Here is a 24,382-nt window from a genome sequence, read left to right as displayed (position 1 = left end):
GACGGAAAAAAGCGATTCGGCAGACCCTTACACCATCGCACGAACGCCAGCACATGAACGCGGACGCTGTCGTACTGGACATCGACGGGGTGCTCGTGGACGTGGCGGACTCCTATCGACGGGCTATCGTGGAGTCCGTCTCGCGGGTCTACGGCGACACCATCCCCAAATCCGACGTGCAGGCGTTCAAGGACGCAGGCGGATTCAACAACGACTGGGAACTCACGTACGCCGCGGCGCTGTACGTCCTCGCCTCGCGCGAAGGTCTCGACCAGCCCGTCGAGGCGTTCACCGACCGAATCGCCGAACGAGGCGGCGGACTCGACGCCGCCGAGCGCGTCGTGGCCGATTCCCTGCCCGACGACGCTCTCGCTCGCGTCCGGGACGCGTGGAACCCCGGTCGTCTGCGCGAGGTGTTCCAGCAGCTCTACCTCGGGGGTGAACTGTACGCCGACCTCGAAGACGCGGAGCCGACGCTCGACGCGCGAGGCTACATCAACGACGAACCCGTGTTAGTCGAACCGGAGACGCTCGCCGAACTCACCGCGAACTATCCCGTCGGCGTCGTCACCGGCAGACCCGCGGCCGAGGCCGACATCGCCCTCGAACGCGCCGGACTGGACGTGGCCGACGAACATCGATTCACGATGGACGACTGGGAACAGGGCAAGCCTCACCCCCACGCGCTGACGACGCTGGCCGAGCGATTCGACGCCGAGCGCGTCATCTTCGTCGGCGATACGCTGGACGACATCCGAACCGCCGTGAACGCGACGGAGACGAACCCAGACCGCGACTACTCCGGCGTCGGCGTCCTGACGGGGGGGTTGACGGGCGAGGAAGGCCGCCGGAAGTACGAGGCGGAAGGCGCAACGGCAGTCGTCGATTCGATAAACGACCTGCTCGCGTTGTTGGGAGAAGATTGATACCGGAACGACGGAATCGGAAGGTATGGTCTCCAGCGAACACGCCGTCAAAACGGTTCTACTCGCCCTCTTCCTCGCGCTCGTCTTGGGCGGGATTCTCTCGCCGCCCGACCCCTTCACACAAATTTTCTACGCGATTCCGCTGTTCCTCGCGATGCTTCCGGTAGCCCACTTCGCGCTAAAGCGCATCGCGTAGCTCCGCCTCGCCTCGGGCTAAGCGCGTCCTACGCGGGTTTCAGACGGAACATAACAAAGTAAGAACGTCCCGTTTTCGGCGACGATAGTCCGCACGACGCGGACATGCTGAGAACATGAGACACCGACTCGCTTCGAGCCACCCGCACCGAACCGCGAGGTCGTATCGTCGATGAGTAGACGCACCGCGCTAATCGCCCTCCTCCTTCTCTCCACGCTCGGTACCGCCGCGGCCCTCCCGCCGCCCGGACTGCCCAGCGACGACCTGCCAGACACGCCGGCGTCCGAGCACGATGTGTACGCCGTGGAGCAGGGCGACACCTGCGTCCCGGTAAAACCCATCCAAGGAGACGAGAACGTCGTGCGGTTCTACGACTACCGAAATCCCTACACCGAACCGAGCGACTGGTCGTACAGCTCCTTCGCGCCGTCGTCGCTTACCCGCGAGAACGGGAGCACGATGTTCCTCTACGAGGCTCCCGACGGGGTCGTGAGCCTCGTAATACTGCACGACCGGCGACGGACCGGACGCACCGGGCAGAAACTCCCGATGAGCGCGGTGTCGTTCCGGTTCGACGGACTGCCGGAGTCGGGTCGGTGGGTGCTCATGGACGACACCTACGACGGACGCGAAGACCGGTGGTCGCGGAACCGCATCGACTGGACGTGGACCGGTTCCCGCATCGACGGGGCTGTCTTCCGCGGGGTGTCGGGCGACTTTCGGACGACCATCACCCCGAGGTGGAACGGAGACGCCGCGTTACACGACCCCCGCTTCGGGGCGGAGTCAGTGAACTCGTGGGCGTTCCTCTCCGGAAGCACGAGCGACCCGACCGAAACCGAACTCGACATGGATGCACCCGTGACCGTCCGTCCCGGCGGGTGCGGCGCTCCGCCGGAGGCCGCGCTCAGCGCGAACGGCGCGGATGACGGAATCAAGACGGGCGAATCGGTGACGTTCGACGCGAGCGGGACGAGCGACTCGGACGGCGACGTGACGGAGTATCGCTGGGATTTCGACGGCGATGGGACGGTGGACGAGACGACGAAGGAAGCGACGACCGGTCACGCCTACAAGACGCCCGGCGAGCGCACGGCGAGGGTGACGGTCGTCGATAGCGAGGGCCAGACCGACGACGCGACCGCGACCGTGCAAGTGACGGAGGGCACGACCGACGGTCGCTCGACCAGTGAGTCGTCCGACCGAACGCAAGATTCGTCCCGCGAATCGCCGGGCGGGGAGACGACGCGGGAGCCGAACGCGCTGCCGGGAGCCGACGTGCTGGTCGAGCACCCCGAGTGGACGACCGTCGGCGTCGCGCTCGCCCTGCTCGCCGGGGCCGTCGCGGCGAGGCGGTGACGAGCGGTTTTTATTCGCGCCATCCATAACGCCCGACAATGACGAAAATTCTCGTCGTGGACAACCGCGGTCAGTTCACGCACCTCGAGCACCGGGCGCTCCGTGATATGGGAGTCGAAACCGACCTCGTCGACAACACCGTGCCGCCCGAGGAGATCGACGCTGACGGACTCGTCCTCTCCGGTGGGCCGTCGATGGACGACATCGGCTACTGCGCCGACTACCTCGAACTCGACGTTCCCGTCCTCGGCATCTGTCTCGGCATGCAAGTGATGGCGCACGTCCTCGATGGCGAGGTCGGCGGCGGCGACTACGGAGGGTACGCCGACGTGACGGTCGAAATAACCGACGACGACGACCCTCTCGTCGGATCGCTCGCGCCCGAGACGCGGGTGTGGGCAAGCCACGCCGACGAAGTGAAGCGGGTGCCGTCGGGCTTCGAGCGCACCGCCACGAGCGACGTGTGCGGCATCGAGGCGATGAGCGACGCCGACCGCGACCTGTACGGCGTCCAGTGGCACCCGGAAGTGGCACACACCGACGAGGGCGAGGAAATTTTCGAAAATTTCCTCGCCGTCTGCGAGTAGCATTCTTTAACTCTCCGCGGCGTGGCCTTCCTCCAATGACAGCGACCCAAGGCGACTTGGCGAGTCTCTCTCGTTACATCTTCCGCGCCCCCCGGTGGTACGCGAGCGTCACCTTCGCGCTGTTCATCGCGGCCGTCGCGGGTATCGGGGCGTTCGACTCGCAGTACGTCCTGCAAGACGCGTGGGAGGGCATCTTCTTCATCGGGATTCCGACCGTCGCCGCGAGCGTCCTGACGACGCCGGTCGACCGCCGTCTCGGCGGCCAGTTGACGTACAATCGGTCGTCGCTGCTGGCATTGGCGTGTGAGGTGATCGTGGTCGCCATCCTGACGATTGCTGGTACCGTCGTCGTGTTTACCCAGCTCGAGCAGGACTTCGTCCTCGACGCACTCATCGTGGGTTTAGCGTCTATCTTCGCGCTACGGTTGCTGGTCGTCATGGCCGTCTCGCGGAAGTCGCTCTCGGTCGCGCTACTCCCGGCAAGCATCCAGACGGGGGCCGCCGGAGTGTTGCTGTTCGTCTACAGCGAGACGATCCGCGTCCTCAAACTCGGCGGACCGCTCGTACAGAACGTACTGGCTCGTCCAGAGAAGGCCCCGCAAGCACTGACACAACTCATTACCCCCCGCGATTTCTTCCTCCTCGCCGTCGTGAGCGGGGTGTACGCCCTCGGCGTGTACGGTTTCCTCGTCGTCATCGACCGCCCGTGGCGGCGCAGTCTCGGCGTCAGTCTGCTTGACTTCGTCGGGGGATTCATCGGCCACATCGCGGAGGGCACCCGCGAACTGGAGGACTTCTTCGAGCAGATCGGTCAACCGGCGGTCATTCCCGTCACCGTGCTCTCGTTCCGCCGAACGGACGGGAGCGAGAAAGCCCGGTTCGTCCTGCCGATGATCCATCCCGGACCGATGGGCGAGATAGGCGGCGGGAACCTCCCTCGGCGCGTGGCGAGTCAGTCCAAAGGCCTCGCGTTTCCGCCCCACGCCACCGCTGGACACGACTTCAACCTCGTCACCGAGCGCGAGGTGGACACCATCCTCGAAACCGCGGAAGCGGCCTACCAGCGGATCGAGTACAGCGATTCCGCGAGTCGGAGCGTTCGGACGCAGGAGGGTGACGCCAAGCTCGTCGGGCAGGGGTTCGGCGACGACGCCCTATTGGTCGCCACCTACTCCCCGGAGTTCGCGGACGACGTGGAGTACGCGGTCGGACTCGCCGCCGCCGCGGAGGCCCGGTCGAGCGGAGTGGACGACGTGATGCTCGTGGATGCGCACAACTGCAACAACGGATTGCAGGGTGAAGACCTCGGTCACGTCTACCCCGGCAGCGAGCGCTCCTTCCAGATGATTCAGGCGGCTCGCACCGCCGCGACGGAACTCGGAGCGGCGGCGCGCGGACGACCGAAACTCGGCGTCGCGTGGGACGAGACGTCGTGGACGCCCGCCGACGGAATCGGCCCGCTCGGCATCCGGGTGGCGGTGGTCGAAGTCGCCGGACAGCAAACGGCCTACGTGCTCGTGGATGGCAACAACATGGAACCCGGCCTCCGGGACCGAATCGTGGCCGCGGTCGGGACGGACGAGGTGGAGGTGATGACCACCGACACCCACGTCGTCAACATGGTCGAATCCTCGAATCAGGTCGGCGGAGCCATCGACCACGACGAACTCATTGACCTCGTGGATCGGCTGGTCGAGGACGCCGCCGCCGACCTCGAACCGGTCGAAGCGGGGATGGAGAGCGAATATGCCGACGTGACGGTGTTCGGCAACGACCGAACCGAGACGCTGGCGAGTCATGCCAACGCGGTCATCGCCATGGGCGGGGCGCTGGCGGGCGCGGTCATCCTCGCGGTGACGGCCATCAGCATCCTCATCTTCTTCCTCGCCTGAGACCTATCAGACCATTCCGCAGTCGCGTTTATCGACCCTTCGCGCCTATCCTCTGGCGGTGGGGAACATGGCCACTGAAACCATCGAATCCGCGGTCGAGTCGTTCGAATCGGAACTGAAAGGGGGACTCGTCACGCCCAACGACGAGAGGTACGACGAAGCGCGCCGAGTGTGGAACGGGATGATAAACCGCCGACCGGCGATGATCGCGCGGTGCGAAGGTGTCGCGGACGTTATCGCGTCGGTGAACTTCGCTCGGGAGCACGACCTGCCCATCGCGGTTCGCGGCGGCGGTCACGGCGTCGCCGGACGGGCGACGGTGGACGACGGACTGGTCGTCGACCTTGAACCGATGAACTGGGTGCAGGTCGTCCCGGACGACCGACGAGTCCGCGCCGGGGCGGGCGCGACGTGGGGCGACCTCGACCGAGAGACGCAACCGTTTGGGCTGGCGGTTCCCGGCGGCGTCGTCTCCGACACCGGTATCGCGGGCCTCACGCTGGGCGGCGGGATGGGCCACGTCCGCCGGAAGTACGGCCTCTCCTGCGACAACCTCGTCGCGGCAGACGTGGTGACCGCGGACGGGGAGTTCGTCACCGCGAGCGAGGACGAACACGAGGACTTGTTCTGGGCGCTCCGCGGCGGCGGCGGCAACTTCGGCATCGTCACCGCCTTCGAGTACGATTGCCACCCCGTCGGACCGGAGGTCGCCACCTGCTTCGTCTGGCACGACGGCGACAGAGCGACCGAAGCCCTCCGATTCTTCCGGGAGTACACGGAGGACGCCCCTGACGAGGTGAGCGTCCTCCCCTTTTACGCGTGGGTGCCGGAACTGGAGGAGTTCCCCGAGGAGTCGTGGGGTGACCCGACCATCGCCTTTCTCGGCTGTTACGCCGGCGACCCCGAGGAAGGCGAAGACGCCCTTCGTCCCCTCCGGGAGTTCGCCGACCCGGTCGTAGATTTCAGCGGGACGATGCCCTACGTCGAACTCCAGTCGATGCTGGACGAGGACTACCCGGACGGGCGACTCTACTACTGGAAGTCGCTCTATCTGGACGAATTGAACGACGAGATCATCGAGAGCATCGTCGCCTGTGCCGAGCGATGTCCGGTTCCGCTCTCGACCGTCGACGTCTGGCAAGGCGGCGGCGAAATCGCCCGTGTCGGCGACGACGAGACGGCCTTCGCGTATCGGGACGTCCCGTACGGACTCAACTTCGAGGCGAACTGGGACGACCCCAGAAAGACCGAGGCCGCCATCGCGTGGGTGCGCGAGAGCATCGCGGAGATGCGCGAGTATCCGGAAGCGCGCGGTCAGTACGTCAACTTCCCCGGCCTCGAAGAAGACCCCTCGTGGATTCCGTTCGGCGAGAACGCCGAGCGACTCGCGAAAGTGAAAGCGAAGTACGACCCGGAGAACGTCTTCCACGCGCACGGGAACGTGGAAGCGAAGGAAAGACTGTAACGACTACGTTTTCGTGAACGCTCTTTCGAGCGGAAATGCGTCTCGGAACCGTTCTCACGCTATTTCTCGCGTGGCTCTTCGTCACCTTTCTCGTCTTGCTCGGCGTCTCGGTTCCGCGGCTCACCGCCCTCGCACTCGCACTGCTCGCGCTGGTCGTCTTCGTCGCAATCGCGTACGTCACGGCGAAAACACCCCGATGATATTCCCGAAGACCGCCGCCACCCTCACTGGCGACAACCGGGTCGACGGCGCACGGAACCTACTGCCCCGACGTTTCCGTCGAAGGTTTTCGGGTCGCCACCTTCGGCTCGTTCCGGCGCGCAGTTCTCGGCGCAGATCCCGCTTTCTCCGCGGAGGGAGGGCGTTTCGATGCTCGGCGCACGCCGGTTCATCCGAAGGAAGCGGTGCCCAGCCGTCGATTGTCCCGACGGGGTGTCGGGCGGGTGGTTCAACCCGGAAGAACGTTGTCTCACGACGCCAGGAAAACGGGCCGATTCCGCCGTCTCCGGAGAACGACCGCCGGACGGGCCCGTGACTGGCGACGTGTCACGGAGACACGCGATGGTAATAATTTTTGACGTTAGATACCGCGAACGAATCGGATGAAATCAGGCGCTCTCGGCGAACAGTTCGTCCACCGCCGCGCGGGCCGCCAGCGCGGCGTCGTTCGCCACCTTCTCCTCGTCCCGATCCGCCTCCGACGCGTTGACGTACACATCCACGTCGAGGATTCCCTCCTCGAACGTGACGGTAACGTCGAAATCTTTCACCTGCGACTGCTTGATGCGCGAAAATATCACGTCTTCGGCCGCCTCTGCGGCGGTTCGGACGACTTCTTCGTCGCTGACCATCGCTTACGCGCCGCCGGCGCCGCCGGGACCGGTCGGGCCGGACGGCCCCGCACCCGCACCGCCGCCGAGCATGCTCTGAAGTTCGCCCTGAAGCTGCTCGAACTGCTCTCGGACGCGGTTCTCCTGTTTTTCGAGCGTCTCGACGCGGATTTCGAGGCTGTCTACCTTGTCTTCGAGGTCTTCCTGCGCCTCGTCGTAGTCCGTCTTGACGAACAGTTCGCCGACCTCGCGGAACATCGTCGTGTCCTCGTCGATGTCGTCCAATTCGTCGAGCGCGTTCTGCGCCCCGTTCAGTTGCGTCTCGGCCTGATTCTTCTGCACCGCGACCTGCTGGGCCGTGTCCTGAAGGTCTTGCAGTTGTTCGAGCTTCTCCTGTGCCTCCGGCGGAAGATTACCCTGCATACCTCCATCCTCGTGGTCGGGACTGAAAAAGCCACGCTTTGCGCCTCAGTCAAAAAGCCCACGGAAGACCCGCGATTCGGCCTTCCGAAGGTGTTCCGCCGCGGTGCTTGGGGCGCACCCGAGCGCGTCGGCCACGTCCGCGTGACTCGCTCGCCGGGGAACGTCGTAGTACCCCAACTCGACCGCGACTTTCGCCGCCGTTCGCTGGCGATCGCTCAGCGACGCTTCGACGTCCTCGCTGCCGGTCGCGCGCTCTCCGACCTGTTCGACGCGAAGTTCGACGCCCGGCGGAGCGTCGGTCATCGCGGCGTGGAGGTCGTCCGAACTGCCGACGATGTCGAACGTCGCCCGCCCGTCGTCGTGGTACTCGATGGGCGATACCTGCACGACGCTCTCGCGGGTGAAAGCCGCGAACAGCGCCCCATCGACGGCGGTCGTCTCATTGTAGACGTAGCAGTAGAACTCGTCGTCGGCGAGGAGCGTCACGTCGTAGTCCAGAACTTCCGGGATATCGTCCAATCTCGCCGTGAATCGCTCCGCATCGCCTCGAACGTGAAAGAGGAGCGTGGCGATATCTGCGGCGACGTTTCCGTGGAGGCCGCGCGCCCGCTCGACGTACTCAGCGTCGGTCAGAACGTCGTACACGGGATGCACCGAGGTTTCGCCGGGGTCGAGCGTGAGGCGAAGGTACTTCATAGTCGAGTGTCAGTTCGGACACTTATAAATCGACCAGACGACTGCGGCACAACCGCTATCGTCGAATCTCCCCAATCACTACCTATGAACGTCTTCGCCGCAGGGGCAACCGGAGTTCTCGGTCGCCAACTCGTCACCGAACTTACCGACAGAGGCCACGCCGTCGTCGGACTCACCCGCGATGCGCGAGGTGACGAACTCGTCGCCGAGCGCGGCGGCGAACCGCGACGCGGGGACGTGCTCGACCGTGAATCCCTCCGCACCGCCGGGGCGGGGTGCGACGTGCTGATCCACGCCGCCACCGCGATTCCGACGAGCACGAAACCGACCGAGGAGGAGTGGGTGCTAAACGACCGAGTGCGCGCGGAGGGAGCCAGAAATCTCGTTTCGGTCGCCGCGGAGATAGACGCCCGCCGACTCCTCTTCCAGAGCATCACGTGGCTCGCCCGCCGACCGGACGGCGCGCCGTTCGACGAGGACGCACCGCCGAACCCCGACCGTTCCACGCGCTCCGCGCTCGACGCGGAACGGATCGTCCGGCGGGGCGGCGACGAACACGGCTTCGAAGTCGGCATCCTGCGCTGCGGGTGGTTCTACGCGCCAGACTCTGCCCACACACGTCAGATGGGTTCCGGACTGCTCGACGGGAGGTTCCCCATCCTCGGCGGCGGTCCCCTCGGAAGGCGGGACGCGACGCTTTCGATACTCCACGTCGAGGACGCGGCGCGGGCGTTCGCCGCGGCGACAGAATCCGACGCGACCGGCCTCTGGCACGTCACCGACGACGAACCGGTCGCACTCGCCACGCTCGTACGAGCGTTCGCCGACCGACTCAACGCCCCCGAACCCCGCCGGATTCCGGGGTGGCTGGCGCGCCCCCTCGTCGGCAAAGCGTCGGTTCGCTTGTTGACGAGTTCGGCCCCGACCTCGAACGAGCGATTCCGCGAGACGTTCGACTGGGAACCGCGCTACCCGAGCTATCGAGAGGGGCTCGCGGACGTGGTCGAGACGTGGCGCGAGGAGGGGACGCTCGCCGAGATGGCGGGCGGGGAGTCTCCCGAACCGCTCGCCGCATCCGGGGTGAGGAGCGGCGAGTGACGGGGAAACTGACGGTCGCCGCCGTCGCGCTCGGCGCGTACCTGCTCGTCAATCTCGCTCACGGCGTTCCACACGCCGCCGTGCCGGTTCCGCTGATGCCGTTTCAATCAGCGTTCGTCGTCGGAGTGGCGACAATCGCACCCGTGGTCGGGTTCGTGCTCCTGTGGCGCGGGAGAGAGCGACTCGGGAGCGCGGTGTTCGTCGCCTCGATGGCCGCCTCGCTCGCGTTCGGCGTCTACTTCCACTTCCTCGTCCCGAACCCGGACAACGTTCACTCCGTCGGTGGTTCGTGGAGGGAGCCGTTTTTCCTGACCGCCGCGCTGGTCGCGGCGGCCGGATCGGGTGGGACAGTCGTCGGTGCGTGGCTGTGGAATTTCGGCGATAGCGTCGACCACGAACCCTAGTTCGCTCCGGCGGACGGAGACGAGTGGCGGGACGTCGGAAATTCGGGAACGCCGATATTCGAGCACGTTCGGTGATTCGTCCGCCACTGCGATTCGACGCCGAAGTCGTCGTGAAACGATCACCTCTATCCTCGAAGGCTAGCAGTTGCAGGGTCGCTCGGCGGCGGTCGCCGTCAAACAGTTGGTGGACGGAGTCGGTAGTAAACGGTAGGGATGAGAGTAGTTGTAAACTATCGGTCGCGCGGAGGGAAGTAACGTGGCTCCGAGAGGCTATCTCGACCGCGCGCTGTGGTGGTTGCTGTTTCGGGGAGACCGCCTCACCGTCGCCGTCGGGATTCTCGTAGGGATATTCGCCGTGAACGTCGTGTTCGGGGTCGCCAAGCTGTTCCTGCTGACCAACCCGGCGCGACTCATGTGGCTGATGAACGGGGTGGTGAACGGAATCCTGACGCTCGTCACGGTCGTCGTGGCCGTGAATCAACTCATTCTCTCGCAGGAGTTCGGCGGGGTTAAGAACCAAAAACGGCAGTTAGAGGCGATGGTGGAGTTCCGAGAGGAGGTCGGAGAGCAGATCGACCTCCTCGTGAGTCCGCCGAATACGGCGGCGTTCCTCCGCGAGCTGTTTCGTGCGCTCGACGAGCGCGTTCGTTCGTTCGAAGAGAAGTGCGGAAGTTCGGAAGTCGGGGAGGAGAAGGAAGAGTACGCGCGACTGTTCGAACGGGTGGACGACGAGATCGCCAGACTGGACGATCCGCGCGCCGACCTCTTCGTCGTGCTCTCGGTCATCCTCGACTACAACGACTCGATGCAGCAGTACGAGACTCGGCGGTTCAGGGCGAAACACACGGATGCGCTCTCGGACGCGACGAAGCAGATACTCGAAGACATTCAAAACCTGCTCGTCCAACTCGACACGGCGCGACAGTACTTCAAGATGATATTCATCCAACGCGAACTCGCACAGCTCTCCCGTTACATACTCTATACCGGCGTCCTCTCCATCGTCGTTTCGGGACTGACGATAATGAGCTACCGTTCCCTCCCGACGACGCCGCTCGGGTACGACCCGCTTGTGGTCATCGTCAGTCTGATCGTCGCGGTGGTACTCTCGCCGGTAGCAGTCCTCGTTTCGTTCATCCTTCGGGTCGCAACTGTCGCGCGGCGCACTGCCGCGTACGGCTACTTCGTTCCGGAGTCGAACGGAGGATAACCCTCATCCCGAAACCTTCTCCGCGACCCCCACCAACGTCTGCCACGTGTTCAGCGCCGCCCGGAGCGCCACGAGGTCGTCGGCGGAAACCCGAACGACGACCGTCCTTCCGTCCCGCTTGACGGTCGTCCGCGAGCGGTCGCCGTCTATCTCGCCGACCTCTCGTTCGACGCTTCGGAAAATCAGTGTCGCACGCTCGTCGGATTCGTAGTCGAATTCGAGAAGCACGTCGTGAGACACGGCGTTACCGGACTTCGACTTGCTTCACGTCGCGGCTCCGCTCTTTCAGCAGGACGCGGTGTCCGCAGTACGGACAGCGGACGCCGCCGTACTCGTCCAGTTCGACGTCCCGTTTGCAGCGCGAGCACTTGTAACTCATTCTTCGTCGGCGAGGGCGGCGCGGATGGAGCGTTTGACGGTTCGTCCGGCGGGCGTCTGCGGGCGGTAGGTACCGCCGGCGAACTCGTAGCCGCACCGACCGCACGCCCAGATACCGGTTCCCTTCCGGTCGACGCTGCTGCTTCCACAGTCCGGGCAAGTGTGGTTCTCGTTCTTGTCCGCCTCGATTTCTGAGACCCGCTTTCGGGCGACGCGACCGTATCGCGCTCCGAACCGTCCGGCGCTACCGGTTCGTGATTTAGAGTCTTCGGCCATAGTACCGAGAAATTACCCGAGAGGACTGATAAACCCTTTGAGTTCAATCGCGTGGTGGTCGCGCCAGCGCGTACCCAACCACGAGCACCGCCCCGACCAATCCGAGCACCGCCAACGGAAGCGACGTGAACTGTGCCGCTACGAATCCACCGCCCGAGAGCGTCGGTATCGCCGCGAGCACCGCGTCGTAGCGTGAGGTCATGTAATTACATATAATTAGAGCCACGCCCAAAAGGTCTGTGGCTACTGGAACCCCGTCTCCGCGAGCACTTCGTTCAAGTCGTCTCGCACTCGTTCGCCGCGCTCTCGATCCATAGCGGTGGTGACGACACGATTCTCCTGGACGCTCGAACCGTCGCGCAGGAGGAGACGAACGTTCCCGTTCTCGTCGGCACGGGTCGCCTTGGCCCGGACGCCGGACGGGGAACTCGACCCGCCCGCGCTGATGGGTCCGGGGATTATCTTCTTGACGTGCGGGTGGCGAGCGACCTCCCGAATCGCGCGCATCCCGTCCCGGTTGCCGATGAGCGTGGTGTGCGCGCCGCCGAGTTTGTCGCCCGGGTCGGTCTCCACGACCTCCAGCGACCGTTCGTTTCGGCGTTCGAGCACCTCCCCCACCGGGCGCTCGTCGCCCACCCGGTAGAAATCATGGCGCAGTTGGGCGCGCACCGCCCGAATCACGTCTCGGTCGCCCGCCGCGTACACCTCCTCAGGGCGCTTTCGCCGGACTTCGTCCGCGACGCGCCCCGCGAAGTTGCGGAGTTCGACGACCTCCCGCTCCCCGTCCTCGGGCGTCGTCCGCACGTCGGTCGCGCCCACCGCGTCCTCGTCCAGCAGCATCGTCATCGCGGCGTGGTCGCGGTCAAGGTCGAGAACCACCGCGTCGGCGTTGCGCGTCCGGCAGACCAGACAGTAGTCGCCGGGGCGTTCGAGCGAGGACGCGCACTGCCGACACTCCATGGGAGTCACTTTCGGAGCGTCGCGTTTAATCTCCACGTTCCAACTCCGTCTTCTGTGGCGGAAAGAAACTTATCGGACGAAATACGATTTGGAGCATGCGTTCCCGAACCTTCGCCCTCCTCGTACTCGTCGTTCTCGTCGCGGTCACGACACCGATTCTCGGGGCGAGACCTCCCGTCGACGTTTGTACCCCGTGCAGCGGCGTCGGAACCGACATCGAGCGAAGCACCGCCACGGTCGTCATTCACGAGAACGGTATCGCGGACTGGACGATTCGCAACCGATTGGCGGACGACGAGATTCGGAACTTCAGCGAGAATCGTTACGCGCTCGTCGCCGCCGCGGATGGTGCGTTCGACGCGCCCACACCCACGACGCTCCGCGACGCCCGCGTCACGTCCGACGACGTCGTCGTCCTCCGATATCGGATGACCAGGCGGTGACTCGCACTCCCGGCGGCGTCCTTCGTTTCGACCACTTCCACGAACCGGGGACGTGGAACTACGCCGACCTCGGCGCGGCTCGACTGACGGTTCGCGGGCCGCCGGGAACCGCCGTTACGCGCGCGCCGACCGGCGCATCGGCGGCCGGAAACGAGTTCACGCTGACCGAGTATCGGGACGGGGGAGACGGCCCGTTCGTCACCTTCGCCCAATCGAGCGATGTCGTCGGTGAGATGTGGAGTTTCGTCGCGGTGGCCGAGACGCTCGCGGACGTGGTTCGTAACTTGTTCTTCGACGTACTTTTACCCGCGATGACGCTGTTCGCGCTTCTCGTCGGATTCGTTTGGGTCGGTGGAAAAACCGTGAAACGGAGCGACGCGACGGCTCGACTGACTGCGAAAATCGTCGGCGGCATCGGGTCGTCGGACTGCTGTTCGGTATTTCACAGGCCGTCGTCATGGGAGACGGACGGTACTCGCTCGGCGCACTCTTCGCGGGGAGTGCGTATATCGCGCTCTCCCTTTTCGCCACCTCCGACGCTCGTCCGACCCTGAAGCGTGGGTTCGTCGCCGCGATACTCGCGTGGTCGGTCGGTCTCGTCGTGACGGTCGTTACCGTCGCGCTCACCGATCCGTACCTCGTCTCGCGGCTCCTCGAACTGAACTTCTACGGCGTGACCGACTTCCTGTTCGCCGCGTTCGCCACCCTCCTACTGCTCTCGATGTCGGTCGTCGGCTACGCCGCGACCGACCTCCGATATCGCCGCACGGCCGTCGTCCTCCCGCCGACGCTGCTCGCGGTTATCATCGCGGCGACGAGACCGGTCACTCGCGTCGGGACGCCGTTAGATATCGTTTTCTCCGTCCTGTTCACCGTGTTCGTCCTCGTCTTCATCGTACTGTTCAGCCTGCCAGCGTTCTTCCTCGGACGCGCGACGCCGACGAAGAAGTGAGGAGTCAGGCCCCTTCCATCACCTCCGCGATTCCCGCGCCGCACGAGCTACAGTACTTCGCACCCTCCGCGACCGCGGCCCCGCAGTTCGGGCAGGTCATGCCGACCGGTTCCGGGTCGGTCGGCAGTTCCGTCCCGCAGTTGCGACAGTAGTTCGCGTCGGGGGCGACCGTCGTCCCACACTCCGGGCATTCGCGTTCCGACTCCCAGAGGACGCGACGCTGGGAATCGTTGACGTACTTGTAGGCGGCGTAGGCGAGGTTCCCGACGCCGAGCGTCCACCAGAACGTCAGCAGCGCGAGGACGATGTGAACGCCGAAGTCGCCGTAGTTTCGCTTCACGAGCACGACCCTGTCGGGCGTCTCGGATTCGATGCGCCACCCTTCCGCGAGCGCGGTGTCGATCTCCCGCTGAATTCGGTCGGTTCTAGTTCTCGTCTCCATCCCCGGTCCCCCGCCGGGGTACGACGGCGAGGCGGAAAGTCCTATCCCATATCGAGGGGGTCGGCTTTCAGGAACTCTCGCAGGAATACGGTGGCGTACGACCCCGAGGGGAGCGAAAATCCGAACGAGAGCGGATCGTGCGACAACGTGAAGTCGGTTCGCACCAGCATCGCCCGCCGGGTTCCGGTCGAGTAGAACTCCCCCGGCGAGTTGAAATCGGCGGGTTCGAGGTCGAGGTCGGCGAGCACCTCGCGCTCTATGTCCCCCTGTTCGCCATCGGCGAGTTCCGTCTCGGTGCCGACCAGCGGCGCGGTGACGAATGCCCGACCGCGCTCGCAGTGGCGTTCGACGGTGCGAACGCGCTTCTCGGTCACACGCTGTCGTCGGTCGACGTCCGGGACGACCAGTCCGTCGACCTCCTCGGCGAAACAGACCACGTCGCCGGCGACAGGTTCGTTGAACGGAAGCCCCCGGCGCAGTCGTTCGCTGAGGATTCGATTGAAGACGAACGATTGGGCCGCGTTCACGAGCAGTCTCTGGAGGTTGGTCGGCAAGGCCTCCAACGCGACCCGGAACTCCTCCGGGGCGGGGTCGTCACCGCCGTTCTCGGCGAGTTGGTGTACCATCGCTCGCTCGAAGTCGAGTCGCTTCGGCAGGACGTCGAGCGCGGCGTTCCAATCGGGCGCGACGTCCTCGACCGTCCGGCGGGCTCGTTGCGTGTCCTCGGGTTCCGTCTCGAAGGGGTTGCCGACGTAGGCCATCACCGCCTCTTCCCACTCGCCGCGGACGATGTGCAGGCCGACCTCGTGCGTGACCGGTCGTCGACTGCCGAATCGCTGCTGGCCGAAGAAGTTGGGAACCGCGAGCCGTTCTGCGTCCCGCCCGCCGACGAACGCCCGCAGTTCGTCCGCGATTCGTTCGGCGTTCGCCGGGCGGTCGGGATTCAAGACGGTTATTTCGAACTCGTTGCCGGCGAGGTCGCCGAACTGGAGCGCCCGTCCCGCCCGCCCCACGGGTTCGATGTCGGCGCCCGAGATTTCCGGGAGGTCGTCGGGCGAAACTTTCCGGAGGCTGAACAACTGCGTCGTTACCGCGCGCTTGTCCTTCGTTCCGGCCCACGAGACGCGTTCGCGGCTGATTCCGAGCGCTCCGGAGAGCCTGCGGGCGAAGTCGTTCGTATCCCACCCGCGGAGGGTCGCCCGGACGACGAGGTGCGGGTACGAACCCGGGTCGGCGTCGAGCGGTTCGGCGTCGAATCGTTCGATCTCCCGCACTCGGAAGTCGTCATTCGCCTCGCGGAGTCGACCGCCCACGCCGTCGGCGTCGCTGACGTAGAACTCCATTCCGACCGCGGTCTCGATGGGGTGTGCCTCGCGCATTCGTTCGGGAAGTGAACCCGGGCGGGATTAAAACGTGTACTCTAGGAATTCGAGGTAGTTCGCGGCTAGCTCGATGTCGTCTCCGGGGGCGACGAGACCAGATTCCGGGTCGTAGGCGACGAAATTCGCTTCCGCCATCTTCGGGAGGTCGACGTGATAGAGCAGTATCTCGACCTGCTCTACCGCGTCGGGCGATGCGTCGTCAGCGAGGGTGCCGGTCTCCTGTTCGACGATGTGACGGGCAAGGTCATCTATCAAGACGGTCGTCGATTCGTCGTCGAGGCGAGAGCAGATGCGTCGCCGACGTGGACTCCCGAACACCTCGAACAGTAGGTCGACCGGTACGTCGCGCTCCTCGTCGGCCAGCAGTGCTCCTCTATCGAATTCCGTTTCCCACTCGATCATCGAGTTAGTAGTGGCGGGTCACGACCAAGTACCTGATACCTACGTACGTTGGTAGGGCGATGAGCGAATGCGACCGTCGCCGAAGACGAAGGGCGACGGGAGAAACGCGACCGTCGCAGAAAATGGAGGGCGACGAACCGGGTGCCAGCGTCGCCGAAGACCGAGCGTTTCCGGTGACGTGGCCCGCGATTTCAACGACGCGATAACGGTGGCGTCGAAATCGATGCACCACCCCGCTAGTCGCCGAAGAACGCGAGGCCGTGGATGCGGTCGTCGGGCGTCAACTCTGGATGGAAGGAGGTTCCGACCACGGGGCCATCCCGAACCGCGACCGGCCGCCCGTCCCACGCCGCGAGCACCTCCGCCTCGCCGACGTCGCCGATGAGCGGCGCGCGGATGAACACGGCGGGGAAGGGGTCGCCGAGGCCGGTCACGTCGAGCGGGGCTTCGAAGCTATCCTTCTGCCGCCCGAAGGCGTTGCGCTGGACGGTCACGTCCACGAGTTCGAGGTTCTCGACGCGGTCGTCGCCCGCGTCCGCCGCGGCGACGATAAGACCGGCGCAGGTGGCCAGGATGGGCTTTCCGTCCGCGACGTGGGACCGTATCTCCGGGGCGATGCCCTCCGACTGAAGCAGGCGGGAGATGGCGGACGATTCGCCGCCGGGCATGCAGAGTAGGTCGCAGTCCGGAACGACGCCGGACTGGCGAATCTCCGTGACTTCCGCGGTTTCGCCGTGCGCGGCGGCGGCCCGCCGGATCGCGTCGGCGTGCTCGCTCACGTCGCCCTGCACGGCGATGACGCCAGCGTCGAGACTCATACCGGTGGTACGGAGAGCGTCGGGAAAAGGGACTCGTTATATCGCGAGGAAGTTCAACACCATGATGAAGACGCCGAAGAAGACGCCGAACGCGACGATCGTCTTGGGATCGATACGGATCGTGTTTCGGTCTTCAGCGTCGAAGTATCGCACGAGTCCGGCACTGGACATCAGCCCGCCGGAGTTCTGGCCACTGCTCATAGTTGCGGTTCAGAGAGCGTCGGGGGTAAACCTTTCGCAACACCGTCAGCCTGCTTCGCTTCCACTCGAATCCACGGTTCGGCGTAATCCACGGAACTCCGGCAGAGCTAGCGGAGTAAGAAACCCTTATGCACGCGGCGACAGAAATTCAGGAAAGAAACGCATGACAGTCAAGCTACTCGACTTCTACGCAGACTGGTGTGGACCGTGCAAGACCCAAGACCCGATTCTCGAGGACTTGGAGGAAGACTGGAGAGACAGCGTCGAGTTCGAGAAGGTGGACGTAGACGAACACCAAGACGTTGCGAACGAGTACCAAGTTCGCTCCATCCCGACCATCGTCATCGAGGACGACGAGGGCGTCGTCGAGCGATTCGTCGGCGTCACCCAGCGCGACGACTTGGAGCGCGTCTTGGAAGAAGCGGGCGCGTAACCAGTCCGAACGCAAAATCGAATCTTTGGACACGCGAACCGTGAGCGGTGCAGTTACTCCGCACGCTACTCACTCGTAGTCGAACCTACTCGAATCGGACGCCCACGTCGTGCATCCCCTCGTTGTTGAGCGCGAGGTTGATGAGCAACGGCGTCACGCTCTCGACCTCGGCGGCGTTGGCGATTCCCCCCGCGTCGAGCGCCCGCAGGCCCTTTATCTCCTCGGCCAGCGTCCGAACCATCTCCTTGGCGTCCTCGTCATCACCCACGAGGAGGGTGTCCTGCGAGAGTTCTACTTTGAGGTTGGCGAGGCGGTCGGCCGAGAGATTGTGGAACGCGCCGACGACGGGCACGCCCTCGGGTACGGACTCCGCGACGAGTTCCGTCACGCTCCCCGCCTTCGGCGGTTTGTAGTGGAAGCCGTCTTCGGCCCGATCCATCCCGACGGCGGGGGTGACGAGCACGTCCACCTCGCCGAGGCGATCCGCGACGGCCTCGACCGTGTCGCGGACGTAGAACGGCGGCACGGCGAGAACGACCACGTCGGCGCGCTCGGTGGCCATCCCGTTGGCGAAGCCGTTGATGGAACGCGAGACGCCCAAACTGTCCAGTTCGGTCTCGTACTCTTCGGCCATCGCGCGGGCTCTCTCCGGGTCGCGCGAGCCGATGACGACCTCGTGGTCGGTATCGTACGCCCAGCGGAGCGCGAGTCCCTGCCCGATATCGCCGGTTCCCCCCAGCAGTGCGATTCGCATATTCTGGGTGTCTCCCGGGGCGTGGATAAGTTCTCCGGAAGCCGCTCTCATCGACTTTCTCGGACGAACTTCGCGACGATCCTTCCTTCCGCCCGGTGAAGCGTTCTGCTAGCCGACCCCTTCGTAACGCCCATCGAACGCGCCAGTTCCGTGAGCGTGCATCGGCGTGGGGTGTCGTAGTACCCTCGTTCAACCGCCTCGCCGACGAACTCCCGCTGTCGTTCCGTGAGGAGATCACTACTGTCGTATGATTGGGAGACAGAATCGACGCGATAGGCGAGTCCCGCGTCTTCCAACGCCGCTTTCATGGTCGATAGGTCGCCGTCGGAGGCCGTGACTTCGACGTGGAGCCACCCGTTTCGGAGTATCAGCGGGAACGTTGCGAACCCCTTCGATGCGTTCGCGACGCAATACGGCTTCGGCTTCGGTATCGAACATCGGAGGAGAACGACACGGTCGCTTCGATGCATCACCTCGCACGACCGAACTTCGTCCGCTGCCTCGAACTCCCGAACGACTCCGTTAGGGTCGGTCGTCCGGATTTCGTACAGGACGAACAGCCCGTCCTCGTTAGGATGTCCGTCCAGTATTCTGAACTCGTCGTCCGGGCGTGCGACCGAGACTGCGGCCAATCCGTCGTGGCTCGGTTCGATTCGCAACCGTGCTGTAGGCATGCGTTACCTTCGTTGGGCGACCGTAAAATGCAACATGTTTCGGTTTATCCCTTTGGTACCTCGCCGTTTCCCTCTACATATGCAATCGACAGCGCGTGTTCGATGCCGAGGAGCGAGTCGATGACGACCGACGCCGCTCCGACTCCGGACGACGAACGGGCGATCGAAGCTCTCCTCCGACGGGTAACCGACGGTTGGAACGACGGCGACGGCGACGCGTTCGCGAAGCCGTTCGACGAGGAGGCGAACTACGTCGTCGCAACCGGCGACCGACTCGACGGTCGCCGCGAGATCGCCGCGGTTCATCAGCGACTGTTTGACGGTATCTTTCGAGGAACCCGTCTCTGGAGCCGTCCCGTGGACGTGCGATACCTCGCTCCCGATGTCGTCGTGATTTGCTCCGAGGGTGCCATCCTCTTCCCCGGCGAAGAGGAGGGGTCGGTCGAACCGAACGGTTTGACGACCACCGTCTGTACGAAACGCCAGGACGAGTGGCGTATCGCCTCCTTCCAGAACACGCCGACCAGCAGCCTGAGAACGGTACGGTTCTGCTGGCGGTACCTCATCTCACATCTGCGACGCCGCACGTAGTCAACCGGTCGAATCTCTCACAACCATGCAAAATCACGTTACGACGTTTCTCCAGTCGTTCGACGACGGGGTGACCGCGACGGTGCGCCTCCTCCACTGGGCGGTGTCGTTCTACGTTTCGAACGTCCTGCTCATCGGAGCCTTCTCGATCGTTCCCGTCCTCTCCCGCTGGGTGTTCGTCCTTTGGGGCGAGCAGCTACCGGAGTCGTTACTGCTGATCGTCGAATCCGTCGTGGGACTGTTCAGGGTGGCGCTCGTCATCGTCGTAATCACCATCGTCCTCTCGACGACGACCGTCGGTAGCGGTTTGTCGATAAACGCCAGCGACCGGTGGCCGCTAATAGCGTGGCAGGTTCTACTCCTCGGCGGCGTCTTTCTCGTCGCCAACGCGTGTCTGTTCGTCCTGACGAGCGACCCGGTCGTGGACTGGTCGACGGCACGCCTCGGCGTCTTCGATGGATCGAGCCGAATCGGTTCATTGGTCAGTTTTACGATAAAGAATCTCGTGACCATTCCGTTGTTCGTGATCTGTCTGTGCGGTCTCATCGCGGAACTGCTCGGGGGTTGAGGATACGCGGTGACAATTACGGATCTCCTACCCGAGCAACTCGACTTCGAGCGACCGGTTGCGAATCTCGCCGGAATTTCCGCCGACGCAACCCCTTTTTCCGCGCTGGCCCTTGTTCGGAGTACGATGACCTACGACGCCAGCGACGGCATCCCGAAACTGGGACTCGGAACGTGGCAGAACACCGACCCCGAGGAATGCGTCGAAAGCGTGCGATACGCCCTCGACCTCGGCTACGAGCACGTCGATACCGCGCAGGCCTACGACAACGAGAAGTACGTCGGCGAGGGAATCGAGCGGTCGTCGGTCGACCGCGAAGACATCTTCCTCGCCACGAAAGTCTGGATAGACGAGCTCGCATACGACGACGTGTTGTCGAGCATCCGGGCGAGCCTCGACAAACTCGGCACCGACTACCTCGACCTGCTCTACATCCACTGGCCCGCCCGCGAGTACGACCCCGAGGAGACGCTTGCGGCGTTCGACCAGCTGTACGACGAGGGGACGATAGAGCACGTCGGCGTGAGCAACTTCGAGCCCAAACATCTCGACGTAGCGCGGGAGACCCTCGACGCGCCCCTCTTCGCCAACCAAGTCGAGATGCACCCCCTGCTCCCGCGGGACGAACTCGTCGAGTACGCACGGCGAAACGATATCCAACTCGTGGCGTACTCCCCGCTCGCCCGCGGCGAGGCGTTCGACGTGCCCGAACTGAACGACGTCGCCGAGAAGCACGACGTCAGCGAAGCGCAGGTCAGTTTAGCGTGGCTGGTGCAGAGGGAGAATGTCGCCGTGATTCCGAAGGCGACCGGCCGCGACCATATCGAGGACAACTTCGCCGCGCTCGACTTCGAACTGGACGACGAGGATGTCGCAAAAATCGACGGTCTCGACCGGCGAGAGCGCGAAGTCGACCCGTCGTTCGCCCCGTGGTAATCACTCTCCGAAGAACGCGACGAGCAACTTCTTCTCGGCCTTTCGGAGGTGCTGGTGGAGCGTCGCCGACGTGACGCCGAGAGCGTCTGCCACCTCTTCCGCGGTGCTCTCCCGCGGCCAATCGAAGTAGCCCGCGACGTACGCCGACTGAAGGGCTATCGACTGACGCTCGGTGAGGTCGACTTCAAATTCCGCCCGCAGCTCGTCGACCGTTCGGGCGGGTCGTTCGCGCTCGCGCTTCCCCACCAGTTCGGAGTCGGGAAACTCGTCTTCGAGTGCTTCGACGATGCTCCGAACGTCAGCGTCCGGCGGAAGTTCGGCGACGATGTGCGCTTCACCGTCCTCCGCGACCGCTTTCGTTATGGACGCGCCTCGTTCGACCAACGAGAGAACCGGCGACGCACCGGCTACCGTGACCTCGAACAGCGTCCCCTCGACCAACCGGATGTGTCGCACCGCATCCGTTTGCTCGGCGAGTCGCACCACCTCGCCTGAGGATACGCCTTCGATGTGAACGTATTCGAGGAGCGTTTCGCTTTGGGACGGAATCACCTCTTCGAGAACGCACGTCGCGTCGAACCGGTTCGATATCGAGGTGAAAAACGCCGTTTCGTCGGTCAGTCGGAACTCCAGTTCGACGACCCGATCTGCGTGGAGTAGCCGCTTGCTCTCGACGGCGTCGATGACGAACCCGACGAGTTCGCCGAGCGATTCGAAGCCGGCGGCCTCGCGCTCGCTGAACGCCCCCGGGCGGGTCGCGTAGACGACCAAGACGCCGTAGCTCGTCTTCCCATGCGCGAGCGGAACCGCGATGCCGGACTGGATGCTGGTGTCGGCGATGGCCTCTTGCACCGATTCCGGATATCGAGAGTCGGTGGCGATGTCGTCCACGATTTCCGGCGTTCCGGTACGGAGCACCACGCTGGCCGGACGTTCCCATTCTTCGTCCTCGGTTCCCTGTTCGATGAGTTCCCACGCCCCGTCGTCCGTTCCTGCTTGCGTTCGCTGTGCGACCGACCCAGTCGCTCGGTTTCGTTCGCCGATCCACGCGAACCGGTACAGATCCGAGTCCGCCAAGTGAGTGCAGACCGTTCGCTCGACTTCGTCGCGAGTCGCCGTCGACGCGAGCGCCAGCACGAGTTCGCGGATGAGGGAGTTGATGCGGTCGAGCGTCCGCAGTTCGTCGCGTTGCTGGCGCAGAGTGTGCTCGTGCTCCTTCCGCTCGGTTATGTCGCGCGTGACACCGACGACCGCATCGGCGTCGTCTGAGAGGTAGGTAAATCGGGTTTCGATGGGGAGCAACGTTCCGTCCGCTCGAACGAGTTCGGATTCGAGGGCTGCCACCTCGCGTCTCCCGTCCGCCATCTCGGTCGCCAGTTCCGAACCTCGTTCCCATCCCGCGTCGCTACTGACGAGTGAAGCGTGCATGCCGAGCAGTCGGTCGCGGTCGTATCCGGTCATCGACGCGAATGCGTCGTTGACCGCGACGAACCGAAGATCCGAATCGAGAACGTACACCCCGTCGTCGACGGTCTCGAACAGGGTTTCGTACTGCTGAAGTTCCTGCTCGCGCTCCTTTCGCTCCGAGATGTTTCGTCCCGTGCCCGCCAACCCAGCAACGGTTCCCGCCGCGTCCGTGATGGGCGACCCGTTGAACTCGTAGGGGACGTACTCGCCGTCTTCGGTGACGAGTTGCGATTCGACCGTTCGCGTCTCGCCGTGCTCGAACACCGTTAGAACCGCCTGTGCTATCGTCTCGCGGTCTTCTTCTGGAATGAACTCCAACGGGTGCATCTCCGCGATTTCTTCGTCGGTGTACCCGGTCTGCTTCGGTAACTGGTCGTTCCAGTTGCGAAGCCGCCAGTTGCGATCGATAGCGTAGAATACGTCGGGAAGTGCGTCACAGAGGTCGTTCTCGAACATCTCGATTTCGGAATACTCCGGTCGCCTCCGTTTCTGGTTGCTCATGTGATGACCAGTGGCTATTCTAGTTAATTAACGAACAATATAGATTGCGGCTGTGGAAAATTCCGCTAACAATGGAATGTCGCGACCGGGCGAACTATGATTCCCGCGGCCAATCTCGTGGACATGACCGATATCGTGACGTTTGGCGAGACGATGTTGCGTCTCTCGCCCCCCGACTACGAGCGAATCGAGAGCACGGCCACCCTCGAACTCCGGGCCGCGGGCGCGGAGAGCAACGTCGCTATCGCCGCCCATCGACTCGGGGCGGCGGCGACGTGGTTCTCGAAGCTTCCGGACTCGCCCCTCGGACGGCGCGTGGTCGCGGGCCTCCGCCAGTATGGCATCGACACCGAAATCGCGTGGAGCGACGAGGGCCGACAGGGCGTGTACTACCTCGAATACGGTACCGAGCCACGCGGGACGAACGTCATCTACGACCGCGCCGACGCCGCGGTCACGACGACCCGCCCCGCCGACGTACCGCTGGACGCCGTCCGAGACGCTCGCCTCTTCTACACCAGCGGAATCACCCCCGCCCTCTCGCCCACTCTGGAATCGACCGTCGGCGAGGTGCTCGCCGACGCGCAGGACGCCGGGACGACGACCGCCTTCGACGTGAACTATCGTTCGAAGCTCTGGTCGCCCGCCGAAGCACAAGCCAGCCTGACCAACCTCTTTCCGATGGTCGACGTGCTCGTGACGGCGGAGCGCGACGCCCGCGACGTGCTCGACCGGTCGGGCGGCGTCGACGAAATCGCTCGCGGACTCGCCGCCGATTGGGACTTCGAGACCGTCATCGTGACTCGCGGTGCCGACGGAGTGCTGGCGCTTCACGACGACGAGGTGATAGCCCAGTCGGCCTTCGACACCGAGACGGTCGATCCGATAGGAACCGGCGACGCCTTTGTCGGGGCGTTTCTCGCCCAGCGACTCGCGGGCAAAGACGTACCGACCGCCCTCGAATACGGCGCGGCGACCGCCGCCCTCAAACGAACCATCCCCGGCGACATGGCAGTGTTGACGCTCGACGAGGTCGAACGGGTCATCGAATCCGAGGGCCGGGGAATCTCCCGGTAACGTCGCTACGAAGAAGTTGCAGTCGGTCAGTTTGCAGCACC

At 64.4% G+C, this 24,382-nt stretch carries 36 protein-coding genes; 19 read left to right on the top strand and 17 right to left on the bottom strand.

Going from position 1 to position 24,382, the window contains the following annotated elements:
* Window positions 1–53: 53 nt before the first annotated feature.
* The 7 genes from LIW51_RS01190 to LIW51_RS01160 all read left to right on the top strand — a co-directional run bounded on the left by LIW51_RS01190 (window position 54) and on the right by LIW51_RS01160 (window position 6,625).
* On the top strand, window positions 54–926 hold the full coding sequence (locus LIW51_RS01190) for a TIGR01548 family HAD-type hydrolase (RefSeq protein ID WP_227375439.1): 873 nt from the start codon (window positions 54–56) through the stop codon (window positions 924–926).
* Window positions 927–951: 25 nt separating this feature from the next.
* Window positions 952–1,122: a hypothetical protein gene (locus LIW51_RS01185; protein ID WP_227375438.1), complete on the top strand. Its 171-nt coding sequence runs from the start codon at window positions 952–954 to the stop codon at window positions 1,120–1,122.
* Window positions 1,123–1,293: 171 nt separating this feature from the next.
* Entirely contained in the window at window positions 1,294–2,481 is a 1,188-nt protein-coding gene (locus LIW51_RS01180; RefSeq protein WP_227375437.1) for a PKD domain-containing protein, read from the top strand.
* A 38-nt stretch (window positions 2,482–2,519) separates the two neighbouring features.
* Window positions 2,520–3,068 (top strand): GMP synthase subunit A, encoded by a 549-nt coding sequence (locus tag LIW51_RS01175; protein ID WP_227375436.1) that lies wholly within the window; start codon window positions 2,520–2,522, stop codon window positions 3,066–3,068.
* Window positions 3,069–3,103: 35 nt separating this feature from the next.
* Complete coding sequence (locus LIW51_RS01170) at window positions 3,104–4,960, top strand: DUF2070 family protein (RefSeq protein ID WP_227375435.1); 1,857 nt, start codon at window positions 3,104–3,106, stop codon at window positions 4,958–4,960.
* A gap of 67 nt (window positions 4,961–5,027) precedes the next feature.
* Window positions 5,028–6,425 carry an FAD-binding oxidoreductase gene (locus LIW51_RS01165; protein WP_227375434.1) on the top strand — a complete coding sequence of 466 codons (1,398 nt, stop codon included), beginning with the start codon at window positions 5,028–5,030 and terminating at the stop codon, window positions 6,423–6,425.
* Between the two features lie 35 nt (window positions 6,426–6,460).
* On the top strand, window positions 6,461–6,625 hold the full coding sequence (locus tag LIW51_RS01160) for a hypothetical protein (RefSeq protein WP_227375433.1): 165 nt from the start codon (window positions 6,461–6,463) through the stop codon (window positions 6,623–6,625).
* A 24-nt stretch (window positions 6,626–6,649) separates the two neighbouring features.
* Here LIW51_RS01160 and LIW51_RS01155 read toward each other — a convergent pair whose 3' ends face one another.
* The 4 genes from LIW51_RS01155 to LIW51_RS01140 form a co-directional block, all read right to left on the bottom strand.
* On the bottom strand, window positions 6,650–6,898 hold the full coding sequence (locus LIW51_RS01155) for a hypothetical protein (RefSeq protein WP_227375432.1): 249 nt from the start codon (window positions 6,896–6,898) through the stop codon (window positions 6,650–6,652).
* 135 nt (window positions 6,899–7,033) lie between these two features.
* Window positions 7,034–7,276 carry a DUF3194 domain-containing protein gene (locus LIW51_RS01150; RefSeq protein ID WP_227375431.1) on the bottom strand — a complete coding sequence of 81 codons (243 nt, stop codon included), beginning with the start codon at window positions 7,274–7,276 and terminating at the stop codon, window positions 7,034–7,036.
* 3 nt (window positions 7,277–7,279) lie between these two features.
* The gene (locus tag LIW51_RS01145; RefSeq protein WP_227375430.1) at window positions 7,280–7,678 is read right to left on the bottom strand and encodes a prefoldin subunit beta; all 399 of its coding nucleotides are present in this window, start codon (window positions 7,676–7,678) and stop codon (window positions 7,280–7,282) included.
* Between the two features lie 45 nt (window positions 7,679–7,723).
* On the bottom strand, window positions 7,724–8,374 hold the full coding sequence (locus LIW51_RS01140; protein ID WP_227375429.1) for a helix-turn-helix domain-containing protein: 651 nt from the start codon (window positions 8,372–8,374) through the stop codon (window positions 7,724–7,726).
* Between the two features lie 84 nt (window positions 8,375–8,458).
* Between LIW51_RS01140 and LIW51_RS01135 the strand changes: the two genes are divergently transcribed.
* The 3 genes from LIW51_RS01135 (at window position 8,459) to LIW51_RS01125 (ending at window position 11,086) form a co-directional block, all read left to right on the top strand.
* Window positions 8,459–9,472, top strand: a complete 1,014-nt coding sequence (locus LIW51_RS01135; protein WP_227375428.1) for an NAD-dependent epimerase/dehydratase family protein — start codon at window positions 8,459–8,461, stop codon at window positions 9,470–9,472.
* Window positions 9,469–9,876, top strand: a complete 408-nt coding sequence (locus LIW51_RS01130; protein WP_227375427.1) for a hypothetical protein — start codon at window positions 9,469–9,471, stop codon at window positions 9,874–9,876. Before LIW51_RS01135 ends, LIW51_RS01130 begins: the two co-directional genes overlap by 4 nt.
* A 256-nt stretch (window positions 9,877–10,132) precedes the next feature.
* Window positions 10,133–11,086, top strand: coding sequence for a DUF7972 family membrane protein (locus LIW51_RS01125; RefSeq protein ID WP_227375426.1), 954 nt, complete (start codon window positions 10,133–10,135; stop codon window positions 11,084–11,086).
* A 3-nt stretch (window positions 11,087–11,089) separates the two neighbouring features.
* Here the strand turns inward: LIW51_RS01125 and LIW51_RS01120 are convergent, their stop codons facing one another.
* Genes LIW51_RS01120 through LIW51_RS01100 form a run of 5 tightly spaced genes read right to left on the bottom strand, consistent with a single transcriptional unit; the run spans window position 11,090 to window position 12,700 of the window.
* Window positions 11,090–11,326, bottom strand: a complete 237-nt coding sequence (locus LIW51_RS01120; RefSeq protein WP_227375425.1) for a KEOPS complex subunit Pcc1 — start codon at window positions 11,324–11,326, stop codon at window positions 11,090–11,092.
* 4 nt (window positions 11,327–11,330) lie between these two features.
* Entirely contained in the window at window positions 11,331–11,465 is a 135-nt protein-coding gene (locus tag LIW51_RS01115) for a DNA-directed RNA polymerase subunit P (protein ID WP_227375424.1), read from the bottom strand.
* A complete protein-coding gene (locus LIW51_RS01110; protein WP_227375423.1) occupies window positions 11,462–11,740 on the bottom strand; it encodes a 50S ribosomal protein L37ae in 279 nt (92 codons plus the stop codon). Before LIW51_RS01110 ends, LIW51_RS01115 begins: the two co-directional genes overlap by 4 nt.
* Window positions 11,741–11,783: 43 nt before the next feature.
* The gene (locus LIW51_RS01105) at window positions 11,784–11,942 is read right to left on the bottom strand and encodes a DUF8015 family protein (RefSeq protein ID WP_227375422.1); all 159 of its coding nucleotides are present in this window, start codon (window positions 11,940–11,942) and stop codon (window positions 11,784–11,786) included.
* A gap of 41 nt (window positions 11,943–11,983) precedes the next feature.
* Window positions 11,984–12,700: a DUF2103 domain-containing protein gene (locus LIW51_RS01100; protein WP_227375421.1), complete on the bottom strand. Its 717-nt coding sequence runs from the start codon at window positions 12,698–12,700 to the stop codon at window positions 11,984–11,986.
* Between the two features lie 95 nt (window positions 12,701–12,795).
* Between LIW51_RS01100 and LIW51_RS01095 the strand changes: the two genes are divergently transcribed.
* From LIW51_RS01095 to LIW51_RS01085, 3 genes are read left to right on the top strand one after another with little or no spacing between them, the layout of a single operon-like run.
* On the top strand, window positions 12,796–13,143 hold the full coding sequence (locus tag LIW51_RS01095) for a hypothetical protein (protein WP_227375420.1): 348 nt from the start codon (window positions 12,796–12,798) through the stop codon (window positions 13,141–13,143).
* Complete coding sequence (locus LIW51_RS01090) at window positions 13,140–13,697, top strand: hypothetical protein (protein ID WP_227375419.1); 558 nt, start codon at window positions 13,140–13,142, stop codon at window positions 13,695–13,697. The genes LIW51_RS01095 and LIW51_RS01090 overlap by 4 nt, the downstream gene beginning before the upstream one ends.
* A complete protein-coding gene (locus tag LIW51_RS01085; RefSeq protein ID WP_227375418.1) occupies window positions 13,601–14,095 on the top strand; it encodes a hypothetical protein in 495 nt (164 codons plus the stop codon). The genes LIW51_RS01090 and LIW51_RS01085 overlap by 97 nt, the downstream gene beginning before the upstream one ends.
* A 4-nt stretch (window positions 14,096–14,099) precedes the next feature.
* Here the strand turns inward: LIW51_RS01085 and LIW51_RS01080 are convergent, their stop codons facing one another.
* The 3 genes from LIW51_RS01080 to LIW51_RS01070 are packed head-to-tail and all read right to left on the bottom strand — an operon-like array spanning window position 14,100 to window position 16,321.
* Window positions 14,100–14,537 carry a zinc ribbon domain-containing protein gene (locus LIW51_RS01080; RefSeq protein WP_227375417.1) on the bottom strand — a complete coding sequence of 146 codons (438 nt, stop codon included), beginning with the start codon at window positions 14,535–14,537 and terminating at the stop codon, window positions 14,100–14,102.
* 41 nt (window positions 14,538–14,578) lie between these two features.
* Window positions 14,579–15,916: a tRNA pseudouridine(13) synthase TruD gene (truD, locus tag LIW51_RS01075; RefSeq protein ID WP_227375416.1), complete on the bottom strand. Its 1,338-nt coding sequence runs from the start codon at window positions 15,914–15,916 to the stop codon at window positions 14,579–14,581.
* A gap of 27 nt (window positions 15,917–15,943) precedes the next feature.
* Entirely contained in the window at window positions 15,944–16,321 is a 378-nt protein-coding gene (locus LIW51_RS01070) for a DUF7344 domain-containing protein (RefSeq protein ID WP_227375415.1), read from the bottom strand.
* A gap of 59 nt (window positions 16,322–16,380) precedes the next feature.
* Between LIW51_RS01070 and LIW51_RS01065 the strand changes: the two genes are divergently transcribed.
* Window positions 16,381–16,527, top strand: coding sequence for a hypothetical protein (locus tag LIW51_RS01065; protein ID WP_227375414.1), 147 nt, complete (start codon window positions 16,381–16,383; stop codon window positions 16,525–16,527).
* Between the two features lie 30 nt (window positions 16,528–16,557).
* Here LIW51_RS01065 and pdxT read toward each other — a convergent pair whose 3' ends face one another.
* Window positions 16,558–17,139 carry a pyridoxal 5'-phosphate synthase glutaminase subunit PdxT gene (gene pdxT, locus LIW51_RS01060; RefSeq protein WP_227375413.1) on the bottom strand — a complete coding sequence of 194 codons (582 nt, stop codon included), beginning with the start codon at window positions 17,137–17,139 and terminating at the stop codon, window positions 16,558–16,560.
* A gap of 36 nt (window positions 17,140–17,175) precedes the next feature.
* Window positions 17,176–17,340, bottom strand: coding sequence for a preprotein translocase subunit Sec61beta (locus tag LIW51_RS01055; RefSeq protein ID WP_227375412.1), 165 nt, complete (start codon window positions 17,338–17,340; stop codon window positions 17,176–17,178).
* 163 nt (window positions 17,341–17,503) lie between these two features.
* Between LIW51_RS01055 and trxA the strand changes: the two genes are divergently transcribed.
* Window positions 17,504–17,773 carry a thioredoxin gene (gene trxA, locus LIW51_RS01050; protein WP_227375411.1) on the top strand — a complete coding sequence of 90 codons (270 nt, stop codon included), beginning with the start codon at window positions 17,504–17,506 and terminating at the stop codon, window positions 17,771–17,773.
* Between the two features lie 85 nt (window positions 17,774–17,858).
* Here the strand turns inward: trxA and npdG are convergent, their stop codons facing one another.
* Both npdG and LIW51_RS01040 read right to left on the bottom strand, forming a co-directional pair.
* Window positions 17,859–18,527 carry an NADPH-dependent F420 reductase gene (gene npdG, locus LIW51_RS01045; RefSeq protein WP_227375410.1) on the bottom strand — a complete coding sequence of 223 codons (669 nt, stop codon included), beginning with the start codon at window positions 18,525–18,527 and terminating at the stop codon, window positions 17,859–17,861.
* 47 nt (window positions 18,528–18,574) lie between these two features.
* A complete protein-coding gene (locus tag LIW51_RS01040; protein WP_227375409.1) occupies window positions 18,575–19,201 on the bottom strand; it encodes a helix-turn-helix domain-containing protein in 627 nt (208 codons plus the stop codon).
* Window positions 19,202–19,321: 120 nt separating this feature from the next.
* Here LIW51_RS01040 and LIW51_RS01035 point away from each other — a divergent pair, with 120 nt between their 5' ends.
* From LIW51_RS01035 to LIW51_RS01025, 3 genes are all read left to right on the top strand, one after another.
* Window positions 19,322–19,792: an SgcJ/EcaC family oxidoreductase gene (locus LIW51_RS01035; RefSeq protein ID WP_227375408.1), complete on the top strand. Its 471-nt coding sequence runs from the start codon at window positions 19,322–19,324 to the stop codon at window positions 19,790–19,792.
* A 25-nt stretch (window positions 19,793–19,817) separates the two neighbouring features.
* The gene (locus LIW51_RS01030; protein ID WP_227375407.1) at window positions 19,818–20,360 is read left to right on the top strand and encodes a hypothetical protein; all 543 of its coding nucleotides are present in this window, start codon (window positions 19,818–19,820) and stop codon (window positions 20,358–20,360) included.
* 126 nt (window positions 20,361–20,486) lie between these two features.
* On the top strand, window positions 20,487–21,296 hold the full coding sequence (locus LIW51_RS01025) for an aldo/keto reductase (protein ID WP_227376699.1): 810 nt from the start codon (window positions 20,487–20,489) through the stop codon (window positions 21,294–21,296).
* Here LIW51_RS01025 and LIW51_RS01020 read toward each other — a convergent pair whose 3' ends face one another.
* The gene (locus tag LIW51_RS01020) at window positions 21,297–23,264 is read right to left on the bottom strand and encodes a bacterio-opsin activator domain-containing protein (RefSeq protein WP_227375406.1); all 1,968 of its coding nucleotides are present in this window, start codon (window positions 23,262–23,264) and stop codon (window positions 21,297–21,299) included.
* 123 nt (window positions 23,265–23,387) lie between these two features.
* Here LIW51_RS01020 and kdgK1 point away from each other — a divergent pair, with 123 nt between their 5' ends.
* Window positions 23,388–24,341, top strand: a complete 954-nt coding sequence (kdgK1, locus tag LIW51_RS01015) for a bifunctional 2-dehydro-3-deoxygluconokinase/2-dehydro-3-deoxygalactonokinase (protein ID WP_227376698.1) — start codon at window positions 23,388–23,390, stop codon at window positions 24,339–24,341.
* The last annotated feature ends 41 nt before the right edge of the window (window positions 24,342–24,382 follow it).

This window comes from Haladaptatus halobius (genome assembly GCF_020618475.1).
Classification (GTDB): domain Archaea; phylum Halobacteriota; class Halobacteria; order Halobacteriales; family Haladaptataceae; genus Haladaptatus; species Haladaptatus halobius.
This window is presented reverse-complemented; position numbering and strand designations above follow the sequence as displayed.

Bases quoted from the DNA above. Each gene is read 5' to 3' on its own strand.
- LIW51_RS01190 (WP_227375439.1), top strand. From the start codon at position 54: ATGAACGCGGACGCTGTCGTACTGGACATCGACGGGGTGCTCGTGGAC.
- LIW51_RS01185 (WP_227375438.1), top strand. From the start codon at position 952: ATGGTCTCCAGCGAACACGCCGTCAAAACGGTTCTACTCGCCCTCTTC.
- LIW51_RS01180 (WP_227375437.1), top strand. From the start codon at position 1,294: ATGAGTAGACGCACCGCGCTAATCGCCCTCCTCCTTCTCTCCACGCTC.
- LIW51_RS01175 (WP_227375436.1), top strand. From the start codon at position 2,520: ATGACGAAAATTCTCGTCGTGGACAACCGCGGTCAGTTCACGCACCTC.
- LIW51_RS01170 (WP_227375435.1), top strand. From the start codon at position 3,104: ATGACAGCGACCCAAGGCGACTTGGCGAGTCTCTCTCGTTACATCTTC.
- LIW51_RS01165 (WP_227375434.1), top strand. From the start codon at position 5,028: ATGGCCACTGAAACCATCGAATCCGCGGTCGAGTCGTTCGAATCGGAA.
- LIW51_RS01160 (WP_227375433.1), top strand. From the start codon at position 6,461: ATGCGTCTCGGAACCGTTCTCACGCTATTTCTCGCGTGGCTCTTCGTC.
- LIW51_RS01150 (WP_227375431.1), bottom strand. From the start codon at position 7,276: ATGGTCAGCGACGAAGAAGTCGTCCGAACCGCCGCAGAGGCGGCCGAA.
- LIW51_RS01145 (WP_227375430.1), bottom strand. From the start codon at position 7,678: ATGCAGGGTAATCTTCCGCCGGAGGCACAGGAGAAGCTCGAACAACTG.
- LIW51_RS01140 (WP_227375429.1), bottom strand. From the start codon at position 8,374: ATGAAGTACCTTCGCCTCACGCTCGACCCCGGCGAAACCTCGGTGCAT.
- LIW51_RS01135 (WP_227375428.1), top strand. From the start codon at position 8,459: ATGAACGTCTTCGCCGCAGGGGCAACCGGAGTTCTCGGTCGCCAACTC.
- LIW51_RS01115 (WP_227375424.1), bottom strand. From the start codon at position 11,465: ATGAGTTACAAGTGCTCGCGCTGCAAACGGGACGTCGAACTGGACGAG.
- LIW51_RS01110 (WP_227375423.1), bottom strand. From the start codon at position 11,740: ATGGCCGAAGACTCTAAATCACGAACCGGTAGCGCCGGACGGTTCGGA.
- LIW51_RS01105 (WP_227375422.1), bottom strand. From the start codon at position 11,942: ATGACCTCACGCTACGACGCGGTGCTCGCGGCGATACCGACGCTCTCG.
- LIW51_RS01100 (WP_227375421.1), bottom strand. From the start codon at position 12,700: ATGGAGTGTCGGCAGTGCGCGTCCTCGCTCGAACGCCCCGGCGACTAC.
- LIW51_RS01095 (WP_227375420.1), top strand. From the start codon at position 12,796: ATGCGTTCCCGAACCTTCGCCCTCCTCGTACTCGTCGTTCTCGTCGCG.
- LIW51_RS01085 (WP_227375418.1), top strand. From the start codon at position 13,601: ATGGGAGACGGACGGTACTCGCTCGGCGCACTCTTCGCGGGGAGTGCG.
- LIW51_RS01080 (WP_227375417.1), bottom strand. From the start codon at position 14,537: ATGGAGACGAGAACTAGAACCGACCGAATTCAGCGGGAGATCGACACC.
- truD (WP_227375416.1), bottom strand. From the start codon at position 15,916: ATGCGCGAGGCACACCCCATCGAGACCGCGGTCGGAATGGAGTTCTAC.
- LIW51_RS01070 (WP_227375415.1), bottom strand. From the start codon at position 16,321: ATGATCGAGTGGGAAACGGAATTCGATAGAGGAGCACTGCTGGCCGAC.
- LIW51_RS01065 (WP_227375414.1), top strand. From the start codon at position 16,381: ATGAGCGAATGCGACCGTCGCCGAAGACGAAGGGCGACGGGAGAAACG.
- pdxT (WP_227375413.1), bottom strand. From the start codon at position 17,139: ATGAGTCTCGACGCTGGCGTCATCGCCGTGCAGGGCGACGTGAGCGAG.
- LIW51_RS01055 (WP_227375412.1), bottom strand. From the start codon at position 17,340: ATGAGCAGTGGCCAGAACTCCGGCGGGCTGATGTCCAGTGCCGGACTC.
- trxA (WP_227375411.1), top strand. From the start codon at position 17,504: ATGACAGTCAAGCTACTCGACTTCTACGCAGACTGGTGTGGACCGTGC.
- npdG (WP_227375410.1), bottom strand. From the start codon at position 18,527: ATGCGAATCGCACTGCTGGGGGGAACCGGCGATATCGGGCAGGGACTC.
- LIW51_RS01040 (WP_227375409.1), bottom strand. From the start codon at position 19,201: ATGCCTACAGCACGGTTGCGAATCGAACCGAGCCACGACGGATTGGCC.
- LIW51_RS01035 (WP_227375408.1), top strand. From the start codon at position 19,322: ATGACGACCGACGCCGCTCCGACTCCGGACGACGAACGGGCGATCGAA.
- LIW51_RS01030 (WP_227375407.1), top strand. From the start codon at position 19,818: ATGCAAAATCACGTTACGACGTTTCTCCAGTCGTTCGACGACGGGGTG.
- LIW51_RS01025 (WP_227376699.1), top strand. From the start codon at position 20,487: ATGACCTACGACGCCAGCGACGGCATCCCGAAACTGGGACTCGGAACG.
- LIW51_RS01020 (WP_227375406.1), bottom strand. From the start codon at position 23,264: ATGAGCAACCAGAAACGGAGGCGACCGGAGTATTCCGAAATCGAGATG.
- kdgK1 (WP_227376698.1), top strand. From the start codon at position 23,388: ATGACCGATATCGTGACGTTTGGCGAGACGATGTTGCGTCTCTCGCCC.